The organism is Virgibacillus sp. Bac332, from assembly GCF_003667785.1.
GTDB classification, from domain to species: Bacteria; Bacillota; Bacilli; order Bacillales; family Amphibacillaceae; genus Virgibacillus; species Virgibacillus salarius.
Window position 1 is genome coordinate 4,276,881 of the sequence record NZ_CP033046.1, and the last position, 14,375, is coordinate 4,291,255.

Annotated in this window: 14 protein-coding genes and 1 tRNA gene; 3 read left to right on the top strand and 12 right to left on the bottom strand. The window is 36.6% G+C overall.

The window, feature by feature from the left end; translation table 11 throughout:
* The first annotated feature begins 72 nt into the window (after window positions 1–72).
* Window positions 73–714, top strand: a complete 642-nt coding sequence (locus tag D9782_RS20985; RefSeq protein ID WP_121605651.1) for a protein kinase family protein — start codon at window positions 73–75, stop codon at window positions 712–714.
* 40 nt (window positions 715–754) lie between these two features.
* Here the strand turns inward: D9782_RS20985 and D9782_RS20990 are convergent, their stop codons facing one another.
* The 7 genes from D9782_RS20990 to aroD all read right to left on the bottom strand — a co-directional run bounded on the left by D9782_RS20990 (window position 755) and on the right by aroD (window position 8,176).
* Window positions 755–2,038: a GntP family permease gene (locus D9782_RS20990; RefSeq protein ID WP_121605652.1), complete on the bottom strand. Its 1,284-nt coding sequence runs from the start codon at window positions 2,036–2,038 to the stop codon at window positions 755–757.
* A gap of 27 nt (window positions 2,039–2,065) precedes the next feature.
* Window positions 2,066–3,244 carry a thiolase family protein gene (locus D9782_RS20995; RefSeq protein ID WP_026681645.1) on the bottom strand — a complete coding sequence of 393 codons (1,179 nt, stop codon included), beginning with the start codon at window positions 3,242–3,244 and terminating at the stop codon, window positions 2,066–2,068.
* Window positions 3,245–3,265: 21 nt separating this feature from the next.
* A complete protein-coding gene (locus D9782_RS21000; RefSeq protein WP_121605653.1) occupies window positions 3,266–4,042 on the bottom strand; it encodes a 3-hydroxybutyrate dehydrogenase in 777 nt (258 codons plus the stop codon).
* Between the two features lie 25 nt (window positions 4,043–4,067).
* Window positions 4,068–4,745 (bottom strand): 3-oxoacid CoA-transferase subunit B, encoded by a 678-nt coding sequence (locus tag D9782_RS21005; protein ID WP_034679183.1) that lies wholly within the window; start codon window positions 4,743–4,745, stop codon window positions 4,068–4,070.
* Between the two features lie 16 nt (window positions 4,746–4,761).
* Entirely contained in the window at window positions 4,762–5,457 is a 696-nt protein-coding gene (locus D9782_RS21010; protein WP_026681648.1) for a CoA transferase subunit A, read from the bottom strand.
* Between the two features lie 267 nt (window positions 5,458–5,724).
* Window positions 5,725–7,092 carry a sigma-54 interaction domain-containing protein gene (locus D9782_RS21015; protein ID WP_121605654.1) on the bottom strand — a complete coding sequence of 456 codons (1,368 nt, stop codon included), beginning with the start codon at window positions 7,090–7,092 and terminating at the stop codon, window positions 5,725–5,727.
* Window positions 7,093–7,408: 316 nt separating this feature from the next.
* Window positions 7,409–8,176, bottom strand: a complete 768-nt coding sequence (aroD, locus tag D9782_RS21020) for a type I 3-dehydroquinate dehydratase (protein ID WP_240455766.1) — start codon at window positions 8,174–8,176, stop codon at window positions 7,409–7,411.
* A gap of 142 nt (window positions 8,177–8,318) precedes the next feature.
* Here aroD and D9782_RS21025 point away from each other — a divergent pair, with 142 nt between their 5' ends.
* The gene (locus tag D9782_RS21025) at window positions 8,319–8,879 is read left to right on the top strand and encodes a shikimate kinase (RefSeq protein ID WP_121605655.1); all 561 of its coding nucleotides are present in this window, start codon (window positions 8,319–8,321) and stop codon (window positions 8,877–8,879) included.
* A 211-nt stretch (window positions 8,880–9,090) separates the two neighbouring features.
* Here D9782_RS21025 and D9782_RS24000 read toward each other — a convergent pair whose 3' ends face one another.
* From D9782_RS24000 to D9782_RS21035, 3 genes are all read right to left on the bottom strand, one after another.
* A complete protein-coding gene (locus tag D9782_RS24000) occupies window positions 9,091–9,174 on the bottom strand; it encodes a putative holin-like toxin (protein ID WP_220096165.1) in 84 nt (27 codons plus the stop codon).
* Window positions 9,175–9,388: 214 nt separating this feature from the next.
* Entirely contained in the window at window positions 9,389–9,652 is a 264-nt protein-coding gene (locus tag D9782_RS21030) for an atypical membrane-integrating protein (Mistic protein) (RefSeq protein ID WP_121605656.1), read from the bottom strand.
* A gap of 579 nt (window positions 9,653–10,231) precedes the next feature.
* Window positions 10,232–10,465, bottom strand: a complete 234-nt coding sequence (locus tag D9782_RS21035; protein WP_026681652.1) for a phage holin — start codon at window positions 10,463–10,465, stop codon at window positions 10,232–10,234.
* Between the two features lie 1,033 nt (window positions 10,466–11,498).
* On the opposite strand from D9782_RS21035, the gene erm reads away from it, so the two are divergent.
* Entirely contained in the window at window positions 11,499–12,356 is an 858-nt protein-coding gene (gene erm, locus D9782_RS21040) for a 23S ribosomal RNA methyltransferase Erm (protein ID WP_026681653.1), read from the top strand.
* 165 nt (window positions 12,357–12,521) lie between these two features.
* Here the strand turns inward: erm and D9782_RS21045 are convergent, their stop codons facing one another.
* Window positions 12,522–13,781 (bottom strand): CYP152 family fatty-acid peroxygenase CypC, encoded by a 1,260-nt coding sequence (locus D9782_RS21045; RefSeq protein WP_121605657.1) that lies wholly within the window; start codon window positions 13,779–13,781, stop codon window positions 12,522–12,524.
* Between the two features lie 432 nt (window positions 13,782–14,213).
* Window positions 14,214–14,286, bottom strand: a tRNA-Arg gene (locus tag D9782_RS21050).
* Window positions 14,287–14,375: the final 89 nt, after the last annotated feature.

Genomic DNA, 14,375 nt, shown 5'->3' on the forward strand with positions numbered 1-14,375 from the left:
CTTAAAAGCAGAAATAATCGTTCTTTTTCTTTATAATTATAATAAGAATAGATATAGGGAGGAGCGGTACATGTGCAATCTGTTATTGAGTTAGTCGATAGTGTAGAAATTATATCTGCCAAACCACAGTTTATAATTGCTAAGAAAGATCCTTCATTAGAAATCATCGGAATTGGAAGAAGTGCTGTGGTTTTTAAGATTAAATCCACCTCAATGGCCCTCAAAATATTTCCTCCTGTGTTTGAACATATTGCGTTAGAAGAGGCCAAAATATATGCTTTATTGGAAGGGAACAATTTTTTCCCTTCTTTATATGAAGCTGGTAATAACTATCTATTAATCGATTATATTAGCGGATACACATTATATGACTGTTTACTGAAAGGAATTCCACTTACGGAATTGAATATTAAAAAGGTGGACGAAGCCTTACATTCCGTTAAACGATTAGGTTTAAATCCTTCTGATATTCACTTACGGAATATTATGCTAACGTCAGAGGGAACGATTAAATTAATTGACGTAGCCCGTTTTCGACAAACTACATATGACTCTCAATGGGATGACATTAAATTAGCCCTCTCCACCATGTATTTTAAAAAGTACACTCCTAAGAAGATACCTGCATGTATTTTAAATGGCATTGCTTTTTTATATAAAAAGAGAGTAGTACAAGCACCTCTAATTAAATTAAAGAAAGTAGAAAATAAGTAGAGCAAGTACAGTATTTCGAATAACCGTACTCGCTCCATTTCTAGATTAATCCAATTGAAGCTAGGATAATAGCTATGATAACAGATATAACTGGTATAAGAACTGCCACTACGAAAATATCTTTATAGCTATCTTTATGAGACATTCCAGTTATAGTTAACAATGTTAATACTGCACCATTATGCGGTAATGCATCGAGGCCACCTGATGAAAGTGACGCAATACGATGAAATGCCTCTGGTGATATTCCTGTATTCATGGCTATATCATAGTATTTTGAGCCTAATGCCTCTAAGGCAATTCCCATTCCACCTGAAGCGGAACCTGTGGCTCCTGCTAATATATTTACTGCAACTGCTTCAGATATTAGTGGATTTCCTTTAATACCCATTAGTATTTCAGTAAGCTTTTCAAAACCAGGAACCACCTTAACCACCGTTCCAAAGCCTACTGCTGCGCTTGTATTAATAATAGCTGTAACCGATCCGACCGCTCCACTATTGATGGCTTTTATGAAATACTTCGTTTTATGAACATTAAGCAATAGTATTAAGATAATGCCGGATATCAACGCGATGACGATATCCCATTTCAATAAATTCAAGGTAAGCAATACCGTTAATAATGGAAGTAACGATAACAGGAAATTTGGTGTCGATTCCTCTCTATCTTCAACATTTTGTTCTGTCGGTTCTGAAAACGTTTCACCGTTAGCAGTTAATTTCTTTTCTCGCCAGCTCAGATAAAAATAACCACCACCGCCCATAACAATAGCTGCAATAATTCCCATTATTGGTGCAGCGACTGCACTTGTATGAAAGTATTCCATCGGAATTAAATTCTGTATCTGAGGCGTACCCGGCAGTGCAGTCATGGTAAAAGTAAAAGCTCCTAAAGCAACCGTCGCTGGGATTAACCTTCTACTAATATTCGCTTCCCGAAATAGCGTTAATGCTAATGGATATACAGCAAATACAACAACAAATAAGCTTACTCCACCATATGTTAGAACTGCCGACGATACTAATACCCCCAATATTGCTCGCTTCGTACCAATAATCTTTGTTAAAGCTACTGCAACAGATTTAGCCATTCCTGTATCTTCCATTAACTTCCCAAAGATAGCTCCTAACATAAATACCGGAAACCACTGCTTAGCAAAAGATACGAATCCCCCCATATATGTATCTTTATAGGCATCTAGCAAGTCGAGTCCTCCAGTTAGTGCCACAACCCCAGCAGCTATTGGAGCTACCCAAATAATAGACCAGCCTAAATAGGCAAGCACCATTAATACAATCAGCCCCAGTATGATTCCAATCATGAAAAATCCCCCCATATCATTTTGATATTAGATTACTTCAACGATCATGGCTATCCCTTGGCCACCACCAATACATAATGAAGCCATGCCATATGTTTGCCCTCTACGCTTCAACTCTTTAATAAGTGTATATAAAACCCTCGTACCACTCGCGCCAATTGGATGTCCTAAAGCAATTGCACCGCCGTTAACATTTACTTTAGCACGATCCAATCCCATTTCCTTCTCTACAGCAAGATACTGTGATGCAAAAGCTTCATTCACTTCAATTAAATCGATATCTTGTAGACTCATGTTTGCATTATCTAAAGCCTTTTTCATCGCAGGTACTGGACCAATTCCCATGATAGATGGATCAACTCCAGCCACCCCCCATGACATAATCCTAGCAATTGGTTTAAGTTGCTGTTCGTTAATGAACTGCTCTCCAGCTAAAATGACTGCAGCAGCACCATCATTTATACCACTTGCATTCCCACCGGTAACAGTACCCTCATTTTTAAATGAAGTCTTTAACGTTGACAAACGTTCGATTGTTGTATCTTCTCGGATATGTTCATCTGATTCGATCCATAGGGAACCCTTCTTAGACTTCACTTCTACCCCTACAATTTCTTCACTAAATTTACCATCACGTCTAGCTTTACTCGCCCGTTGATGACTTTGATAGGCGTACTCATCTTGTTCACTTCGAGAAATGTGATATTTCTCCGCCAAATTTTCAGCCGTCACGCCCATACCAGCTCCAATGTACTCATCGGTCAATGCGGACCACAACATGTCATCCATCTTCGGCGTTCCTAATTTTGTACCAAACCTACTTCCTCTTAGTGCATGAGGGGCTAAGCTCATATTTTCCACGCCACCAGCTAATGCCACCTGTCCTTCTTTTAATTGAATAGACTGCGCCGCATTAATGACAGCCTGGAGACCAGATCCACATAGTCGATTCACCGTTAATGAAGGACTTTCAATAGGTACTCCCGTATCTAATGCAATATGCCTTGATAAGTAAGGGGCATTCTTTGCAGAATGAATCACATTTCCCATAACTGTAAAATCAATCTGTTTCGCATCAATCTGACTTCGCTGAATAGCTTCTTTACTTACAATTACGCCAAGTTCTGTAGGATCTACATCCTTCAACCCTCCCCCAAATGTACCAAATGGGGTCCGTGCTCCTTCTAAAATATATACATTCTCCATCTATTTTTCACTCCTTACCCATTATTGAGCTGTATAGCCGCCATCTATAATGATTGCCTGACCTGTTACACCTTTTGCTTTATCGCTAGCAAGAAAAACGGTATAGTCAGCAATTTCCTGGACAGATAATAATCGTTTCTGAGGAACCAATGGATAAATAACCTCCTCTAGTACTTTTTCTAGAGAAACATTACGATTTTTTGCTAAACCTTCCATTTGATTACGAACTAATGGTGTATCCACATAACCAGGACAAACTGCATTTACGGTGATTCCATCCGCTGCACCCTCTAAGGCAGCTACCTTTGTTAAACCAATCAACCCATGTTTAGAGCTATTATACGCAGCCTTTCCAGCAAAACCGATTACTCCGTTTATCGAAGACATGTTAATAATACGTCCACTACCCTGCTTTTTCATGATTGGGAAAGCATACTTTGTTGCAGTAAACGGAGCGACTAACATGACCTTTGTCATAAACTCGAATTTCTCCGTTGGGAATTCCTCAATGGAAGCCACATGCTGTAATCCAGCATTATTAATAAGTACATCTAGTTTTCCATAGTGATCTACTGTTTGATCGATAGCCTCTTTTAGTTGCTCCTCATTTGTAACATCACATTGAATTCCTAAACAGTTATAGCCTTTTTCTTGCCAATGATTTACTGATTGTTGAACTTTTTCTTCATTTATATCCGTAAAAACTACGAAAGCTTTATTTTTCAAAAATTCAACACCAATTTCATAGCCAATGCCACTTGCTGCACCAGTTATAAAAACAACCTTATTTTCGACCATCAATAGTTCCTCCTGTTCATTTTTGTTAAAATGCTGCTTCTACTAATTGGTTACTTACGCTAAGTTCAGCTCCAGTAGACGCAATTACTTTTTCAACTGTCCATCCCCTAGCAATTTCTTGAAGAATCAGACCACTGCTCGTTACATCAATTACTGCTCGATCCGTAATGATTCGATCAACGACCTGTTTTCCAGTTAACGGTAATTGACACGCTTTTACTATTTTGGGGTGTCCGTCCTTCGTTACATGGTCCATAATGATAACTATTTTTTTGGCACCATGTACAATATCCATTGCTCCCCCCATTCCTTTAATCATTTTTCCTGGGATCATCCAATTTGCTAAATCGCCCGATTCAGAAACCTCCATCCCACCTAAAATTGCTAGATCCAGATGTTCACCACGTATCATAGCGAACGACTCCGCACTACTGAAATATGAAGCTCCTGTTATGGCGGTCACAGTCTCTTTTCCGGCATTAATTAAATCTGGATCAACCTCATTTGCATAAGGAGATCTGCCAATGCCAAGCAGACCATTTTCCGATTGGAGAACAACCTTTTTGTCGGCTTGAATATAATTGGCAACCATTGTTGGCATACCAATTCCTAGATTAACATAGGAACCGCTTACAATTTCACGCTCAGCTCTTATTGCCATATTTTCTCTTACGTTTACTTTACTTACTTGCTTTAACACCATTATTTCCTCCCTTTTACTACGCTTCTTGTTTTATTGTTAACCGCTCTATTCGCTTTTCCTGTTTCCCTTGAATTAATCGATTCACATAAATACCAGGTGTATGAACAGAAGCCGGGCTTATCATTCCTGTTTCCACTATCTGTTCTACTTCCGCAATGGTAATACTTCCAGCAGCAGCCATCATTGGATTGAAATTTTGTGCCGTTTTCGCATATTGCAAATTACCATCTTTATCCCCTATTGCTGCTCGAATGAGACTATAATCAGCTTTTAGTGAGGTCTCAAGTAAATAATCCTTGCCAGCAAATTGACGTACTTCCTTCCCCTTAGCTATTGCTGTACCCACACCAGCTGGCGTATAGAAAGCTGGTATCCCGGCTCCACCTGCTCGAATTCTTTCAGCTAACGTCCCTTGAGGAACTAGTTCTACTTCTAATTCTCCTGTTAATACCTGACGTTCGAATTCCTTATTTTCACCTACATAGGATCCAATCATCTTATCAATTTGCTTATTTTTTAGTAATAAGCCTAAGCCCCAATCATCAATACCACAATTATTAGAAATTACGGTTAAATGTTTTACATTTGTTTCAACTAAAGCCAAAATAAGATTTTCTGGTATTCCTACTAAACCGAACCCCCCTACCATAATAGTTGCTCCATCTTCCATACTATTTATCGCTTCTAAAAATGATTGATATATTTTTTTCATTCTCTGCACTCCTTTCACAATTATTATGCAAATAACATGCCAACCCTTACGAATTTTTCGATAAGTTTCTCCTTAACCCGCCAATCCTTTGTATAAATAGCATTCCATATTATCTTTTATTAGTAGAAACGGCATAAATAAATACCCCGATTCCATGTTTATGGAAAACGGGGTATTTATTATTAGTATTCATTTGCAAACCCTTACTTCTATTTACCATCTACACATGATTCCAAGTTTATGGAACACATTCCGAAATGCCGGAAGCTAGGAAAGCCCATACTTTCTAAGTTTTTCATAAAAACTTGATTTTTTAATTCCTAGGATCTGCATTGCCCTTTCTTTGTCTCCTTTGCTTTCTTTCATTGCATGTTGAATTGTTTTCTTTTCGGTTAGTTCTAGAATTTCTTTTAAATTCCCTGTCCGCTTCTCTATATTTGCGGGTGGATGCATACGATCTGGTAAATCAGCAACAGTTATTTTTTCATCGTTGGTTAGATGCACTGCAGATTCAATGACATTTTCTAATTCACGAATATTTCCGGGCCAACTATAATAGGTCAGCTGCGTCATTGCTGCTGGATCAATATCCATTACTCGTTTTCCTGTCCTTGCTCTTACTTTATGCAAAATAAACTTTGTAATTATTCGAATATCATCAGGCCTTTCACGTAGGGGTGGTATAAAAACTTGTACAACATTAATTCGGTAGAACAAATCCTCTCGAAACAATTGCTTTTTTATTAGCTGTTCCAATGGTTGATTTGTCGCAGCAATGATTCTTACGTCAACCTTTTTAGGAGCTTCTGATCCTATTGATTCTATTTCGCCTTCTTGAAGCACTCTTAAAATTTTTACTTGTGCGGATAATGGCATATCCCCTATTTCATCTAAAAATAACGTCCCCCCATCTGCTAATTGGAACTTTCCTAGTTTCCCCCCTCTTTTTGCTCCAGTAAAAGCTCCTTCTTTATAACCAAATAACTCTGATTCAATTAAATGTTCTGGAATCGCTGCACAATTTACTTTAACAAATGGTTTTGTATTCCTCTCACTTAGATGATGAATACTATGAGCAAATAGTTCCTTCCCTGTACCACTTTCGCCTCGAAGTAAAACAGATACATCACCAGGTGAAACCTTTTTTATTTTTTCCTTTAACTCACTCATCTGCTTGGAACTACCAGCTATATCATGAAGTGAATAGGTAATGCCATGCTGCTCCTTTAATTGATTCCGATAATGTTCAATTTCAAGTAATAAATCTTTAATATGACTGTTCATCAGCATCCATTCTTTCGTATCACGATACAGAACGGTTCCAACTGCACCGACTATCCTGCCTTCAGAACGAACCGGAATTCGATTAGCAATCATGTGATTACCACGAATATACTGTAAATCTGCTATTTCTTCCTTACCAGTTTGTACAACAATATGCATCCTTGTATTTTCTATAACATCCGCTACATGTTTACCGATAACTTCCTGCTTATCCAGCTCTAGAAAACGACAATAGCTATTATTCATATAAGTAACCAAGCCTTGATCATCCACTACTACAAAGCAATGATAGGCATTTTCGAAAACGGTTTCAAAAATTTCATCTTTATACTCAGACGTTAATGTTGCCATAACACATTCCTCATTTCCCTTTGACTATTGGTTTACGATTATTAGAAAGAAAAACGTAATTATTACCTCTTTATTGCAGTGATAGGCTTTATTCCGTATATAACTGACAGTAAATGTCCGGGTTAAGAGCCTTTAGGTCATACCGTGGTACGAACTATCATTGGAGATAAACTAACCCCCTATGATTGAATTTTCACTTTATTTAATCATTAGAACATGCAACGTAGAATTTTTGTAAAACTTTATATCTCGTGCGGGTGTTTTTTCGTTGTGGGTATTTCTTTCAGCCTAAAATTCCAACTGCTAAAAAATGTGTTCAGCAGTTGGAATGATAGTGTAATCTCTCCATTAAATATTTCAACTCTTCAGCAGCGATTTGTCCTGGTGCAGAGGCATGCTTTCCTGAGCCAAAGGTTGCTGCAGAACCTACGAATTCGCCTGCTATTCTACTCAATATTCCTTTTTTTCCCATCGCAATAGTTATATATGGCTGCTTTGCAGTAGTTTTTATAGTTTCCGCAACAGTTAACAACCGGAGAACATCCGATATGCTATTAGGCATAACAGCAATCTTAACGATGTCTGCTCCAGCGTTTTCCATCGAAATCAAGCGATTAGTCATCTCTTCATTCGTCGGCGTACCTTCAAAATCATGATTAGACATAATTACTATAACTTGGTTCCTCTTTGCCTTTTCCACCAAACGTTTAATCTCAATGGTGCCTGTAAACAATTCAAGATCAATTAAATCAAGATATCCCGATTCGATTGCTGTGCTTAACAAATTTATATATACGGATGTATTCAAATTTTTCATTCCACCCTCTTTATAGGAACGAAATGTAAAGAGTAGTGGTATGCCATCCATTTCTTTATGTAATTCTGAGAGTACGTAAATGACCGCTTCGATACTTTCCGCCTCTTTTAAAGCATCAACACGCCATTCAATAATATCCGGGTTTTCTTTCTTTACCTCATTGAGTTCAGACTTTAACTCATGTAAATTAACACCCATTAAAGGGATAATCACCTTCGGAATACCTTTACCAATAAGGATATCCTTTACGGATACGATATTCATCATTTATCCTCTCCCTAGCAACTTATCTACTCATTATAATCGTTACAGCAATCATTGCCAATATGAGATTATTTCAATTAACGTGCATGTGTATACTATTTCGCTTATAATTAGGGAAACATTCCTGTGAAGAAAGAGGTTACTTATGAGCACGAACGAAACACCATTACGACAAAAAAGTATAGCATTAATTGGATTCATGGGTGTTGGAAAAACATCTATTGGTAAAGAAGTGGCAAAAATGCTTTACCGAGATTTTATTGATGCAGATAAAGAAATTGAATCAGCGTTTCATATGCCTGCTTCTGAGATATTCCAGACTTATGGTGAAAAAGTCTTTAGACATAAAGAGAAAGAAATCTTACAAAAACTTTGCAAGCAAAAACTAAAAATTATTTCTCTAGGCGGTGGTGCCTTTCTTCAGGAGGAAATAAGAAATGTCTGTCTGGAAGAATGTATCGTATTTTATTTAGATTTATCGTGGGAGTCGTGGCAAGAAAGAATTAGCTTACTCATAGACAGTAGACCTGTTTTGCAAGACAAAAGCTTAAAGGAAATTAAAGCACTATTTGAAGAACGGAAATCAATTTATCAAGATCACCATTCGGCTGTTGCAACTGATCAATTAATGATTGAGGATGCAGCGGCTTACATTGTTAAATCACTTAAAACAGCTTGGGACATTTATGAACCACAAAATAACTAACTGAAGGTTTGCATATTTGTGCTAATCGGGTATAATAAAAATAGATAATATGAATAAAATAAAAAAGCATTTGATCTAGACTTAGAAAAAACTTTAATAAAGACCGCTGGTGCTGGTACACCAACGGCCATGTACAATAGCCCTTCAAGGGGGCGGCTCACACAGTTTATAGAAAATAACTACCCACTATGCTTGCCAGGCTTATGGGTGGTTATTTTTTTTGTGACAGTAAAGCAACAACCAATGAACCAAACGAGATCATTAGCACAAGTGCTTCGAACACTGTCATAGGCATCACCCCCTCTCCTGTTCATCAGTCAGGGAGTGAAACCGCCACCCATGAAAGCCTTATTGTACAATACCATTGTAACAAAAAATAATATCTAATCCTATTTTTGCTTGAAAATAGGGCAATATATTTATGTATAGAAAAAAACTTACTCTATGGCTTCATTTCATTCACTCCAGTTCGTTAAAACTTACGTGGTGCGAAAGGTTCATTCTACCTGTTAATCTTCGTCGTCTTTTTTAGCATTCTCTTCTGCTTTAGCATCAGCTTCTAAATCTAGCCAGGACAGCATTTCACGAACAACTGCATTTATTTTTTCATCTATTGCCTCGTTACCATATTTCTGTTTTGCTAATTCTATATTTTTAATGACGTCTTGACCAAATTGTATGATCGGTGTGTCCGCTTCCAGATTATTAAACAAATCAATAAATTCATCAAGTGCTTTATCAAAGCGTTTGCTTTCCATATCATTTGCTTTCATGTTTATCACCCTTTTATAGGATACCCAAAACCTGCTTCTCCTATTTTAACTAAAACAAAAATGGGGTTAATAAAAAAACGAACGATTATTAGTTTAAATTAATGATCGTTCGTTTTTTAATGGTATAGGGAATGACAAAGATAAATATGGGTCGTGTTAAGAGCGACCAGAAACGAAACTACTTCGCGTATCGCCCTAAGCTAAGTAATCATCGGCTCACAAGCTCACCTTTGTTTCCTTTATCTCTGACTCGTTCCAGACGCTACGTTTCTAATCGGACGCTTGTGCTTTTGTTCTTAGAATAATTAATTTAGCACCTGAAATATGCGAGACTCCTTGAAAAAGAAGAATGCATTTTCTACGTGCGATGTATTGCTTCCGAAGCCTTGCTTATCCAGCGGGAACAGCACGAGTTCGAAGATCCACTTGGTAACATGTTTTCCTTTACCAAGTGAGCTGAGTGGCCATGCCCGCGGAAAGCACGTATAGTTTCATGGTGCAGCGATGGTACTCCTATTGATAACATGATTATTCATATTTTGAGTAAAGAAGTTGTGTTTTTTCCCTGCCACTTATAACTTAATTAATTAAGTTATTCGCCTGCAATACTTCTTTTTGCTTCTTTCCTTTTACTGTTACATAATTATTTTTAAACCATGCCCACACACTGGCACACACCGTAAAAATCATCGAAATAATTTCACCCCAAAGTTCGTGCGTACCAGGTATTGGGTTCAAATCTGCTGCAATGAGAAATTGGTTAATTAAAGCTAATACTAAGACAATCGTGCGAATAAGCGTACCTCTATCCATGTCTCTCACCCCCTGTACAATAAGATTAAAGAATCCACAAAACAAAAATAATGGAGCTCGTACTTATATATATGCGAAGAAGGTGTAAACATTAGCTAAAACCATTACTATTTTCATTCGTAAATTAAATTTACAGAAGTAAATCACTTATTCTATATATTACGACACTGATTAACAAATTCCTGCTCTTATTCGTAATTTAACAAGTAATGTAGATGTTTAAGCATTAATTTCCGACAAAGCGAATTTTTTCAATCAGTTGGGGGGTGGTTTATCACCTACGGATTGTTAGTACCAGAGGGATATGATCTAAAGTTCTTTGAACCAATCGGACAATTTACCGGCAGTCGCCCCCCTTATCCATATTGGGTTCACTTTATTACTGGTATTGGAGACTAACTGCCAATTATATGCGGGATAAACAAGAAGAGTATTAGAGAGATATATGTATGGAAAATAATTTGATGTGAAGGATGAATTGACAGATAATGTAACAACTATATTTTTAAATAAGAATTATAAATCCGAACGAAAGTTTTATGGTGAGTTACTCAAATTATCGTTTAACTATTACTACGTTGAGTAGCAAGTATAATTTTTATTGACGTACACTTTAGCAGTATTTATAATATAAATGAATTCTAGTGTAAACTAAACGAAGGAGGGTTGTTAAAAAATTATGGGTGGAATTATTATTATCCGTACTTTGAACTGGTAATTTAATACGTTCGAAGGCTCTGTTTTGCTACAGAGTAAGCGGGATAAATCTGCTCATTTTTAACAATCTTCATTACTATATTTTATTAATAAAATGAGAGGAAGGACTGATTATACAATCTTTCCTTTTTATTTATATGAGAAATTGCTTTAGCTCTTTAAATAAGAAGGCTCATTTTGTGCTGATTAGTTTTTTTACAATATCTCATTCTGCATAATGATGCATTCCGTTTACTGGAAGCTACAGACGCCTATGTCTGTGGCTTTTTTGCATTCAGAGCCGAATGCAAATATTTTAAGAAAGGACTGTTAAATCATGGCAAGAAGCAGGAAGAGATATCAGCATAAAAAATCGTCTACTGGAACTCCATCAAATTTCAGTGGGAAGCATTTCATTCACAATAAGCGTTTAATAAATGATATTGTAAATATTGCTCGTATTTCAAAAAGCGACCTTGTATTAGATTTAGGAGCTGGAAAAGGAGCAATTACTAGTATTTTAAGCTCCCGAGCAAGAAAGGTTCTCGCTATAGAATACGATTCAAACTTCATAAAGAAATTAAAACAACTTGAAATGAAAAACACTATAATCATAAAGCAAGACATATTACGTATTTCATTACCTCAAGAGCCATTTGTAGTTGTTTCGAATATTCCATATGCTATTACAACGCCGATTATGAAAATGTTTCTTAATAAACCTTCAAGCGGTTTTCAAAGTGGGGTTATTGTAATGGAAAATGGTGTAGCTAAAAGATTTACATCAAATTTTGTGAAGGAATCATATGTGATCGCTTGGAAAATGTGGTTTGATATTCAGTATGTTAAAGGAATTTCTAGGAGAAATTTTTCCCCGCCACCAAAAGTTGATTCCGCTGTGATTAAAATAAATAGAAAGGCGAAACCGATTGTACCTATTAGCGATTATTTAATCTTCTGGGGACTAGCTGATTATGCACTTAAACATCCACAATATCCTATCGAGATTGCATTAAAAGGTATATTTACACCACCGCAAATGAAGCATTTAAAAAGAAATCTTCAAATAAATAATGAAACTCCAGTTGCATCTTTAACGGAACTGCAATGGGGTTCCCTATTTGAAACAATGATAAAGTATGTTCCAAAATCCAGATGGCCAAAGATAAAAAAAGCGAAATTAAACCATTTTTAAAATCTACTTACAAAAGGTTGTGGAATGAGGATTCCTTTTTACTTCTCATTCCACCCATTAATCCGCATATTTCATATCTCAATAGGAGACAATTAACCATTAATTGACTGTTCGCCCTCTATACATAGCCTCTCACTATAACCGCAATTAGAATAGAAAATGGATTTATTCTCTCTTGCTAATGTTTTTTATCACCATTTTACTACGGGGAATACTTGGCATGCTAACCATACTAAAACTTAAATCTTGATCAGGAACATCATAGTTTATTCGATTTACTAGATAATCAAGGCTTACTTTCATTATCTCTATGGTCACCCACTCACCAGCACACCGATGCCCCATAAAATAATCTCCCCCACCTTGTGGAATAAAGTCAAATAAGCCACCATCCCATGTAGTAAACCGATCAGGGTTGAACACATCAGGGTTCTCCCAAATGTTTGGATCGTGATTGGTACCATAAAGATCTAGTAAGGTTAACGTACCTTCTTCAAATTTATACCCTTTCCAAATGAAATCGTTTTTTACCAGTCCGGCGACAAAAGGAAAAAATGGATAGAATCGCCGAACTTCTTGTATGAACTTCAGAGAATATTTCTCATCACTCCTTTCAAGCTTCTTCGTTTCGTTTGGATAATGATAAACTGTTAAAGCAATAAAATTGATGAATATAGCAATCGCTACAAGTGGCCGTAAGATATTAATCACTTCTACAGCAACTGTATCTGTATCAAGAGAATTCCCATATGGATCGTGATACCTAATAAATTTGTACAAAATACTATTTTCAGATACATTCACTTTTCCATCACGAATCTCTTCAACGAGTTTCCCTACCCACTTTTCTATACGATTTCTAGCATTCCTTCCTAGCCAATGGGTGGGGCCAATAGCTGCTACTGACTCGAACATTGCCCCTAAATCTTTCGTTACCCCTTTTACTTTATTTGCTGACACGGGTATACTTATCCATTCGCAGGCTGTTCTGCACATAATTTCCTTAACTTCTTCATAAAAAATAACCTTATCCATTTGCACCCATTTATCTACCGCTAACTTCCATTGTTTTCTTATAATTCCAGTCAATCTGTCCAGTTCATTGGAAGACATGATCGACATAAACATTTCCTTACGTTGTCTATGGGCTTGTCCATCTAAAGCCTGAACTCCATTCTTACCGAATAATGTTTGTACTGCCCGATTAGGAGCTGCATCTTTTCTTTTAAATTTCTCGTTGTCATAAAATATTTCTGCTGCTTCTTTACCTCCCATGCAAATCGCTTTTTTTCCAACTAGCCTTGTCTCGAAAATATCACAACTAAAAATTTGACGTCTATTTAAGATATACCTATATCCTTCTCTTATAAGACTTAAAGTATGATCTATTCCTTCTTCTCGAGGTATTTGACTTCTATACGACATATGATCCAACTCCATTTTCGAGTAATGATCTTAATTTTTGTAGATTATCCCCGGTTTATTCGCAAAAATACAAGGACAATCGTTCGTGAAGGTATGACACAGCTTCTACTTATTAAGATTAAAGGTAACTACGCTTGCTTGAATACATGTGCAACTAAGACACACGCAGGAATTAAAAAGACAAGGCTTCCGCGGACTGCACTCGTCCGGCTGTAGTGAAAATCAACTGTATTCCACTATTAACATATAAATTATTCTATATTTAATAGGCTGGATGGTTAATGAAATTGACTTCATTTAAATCTTAATCTGTTTCTAACTGAAAAAATTGCAAAAAATATTGCAAACAAAAAACACGTATAAATCTTGATACTTCAAGATTTATACGTGTTTTATTACTTATTTTATTATCTTCTTCTACGATCATAATTACGCGCCCGGAGGGATTCGAACCCCCGACTCACGGTACCGGAAACCGTTGCTCTATCCCCTGAGCTACGGGCGCATGTACTATTCACTAATTAAGACACATAGAATATTATAACGTCATATTAGTAGGTACACAAGTATTTTTAGTTATCATAGGTTTATTTT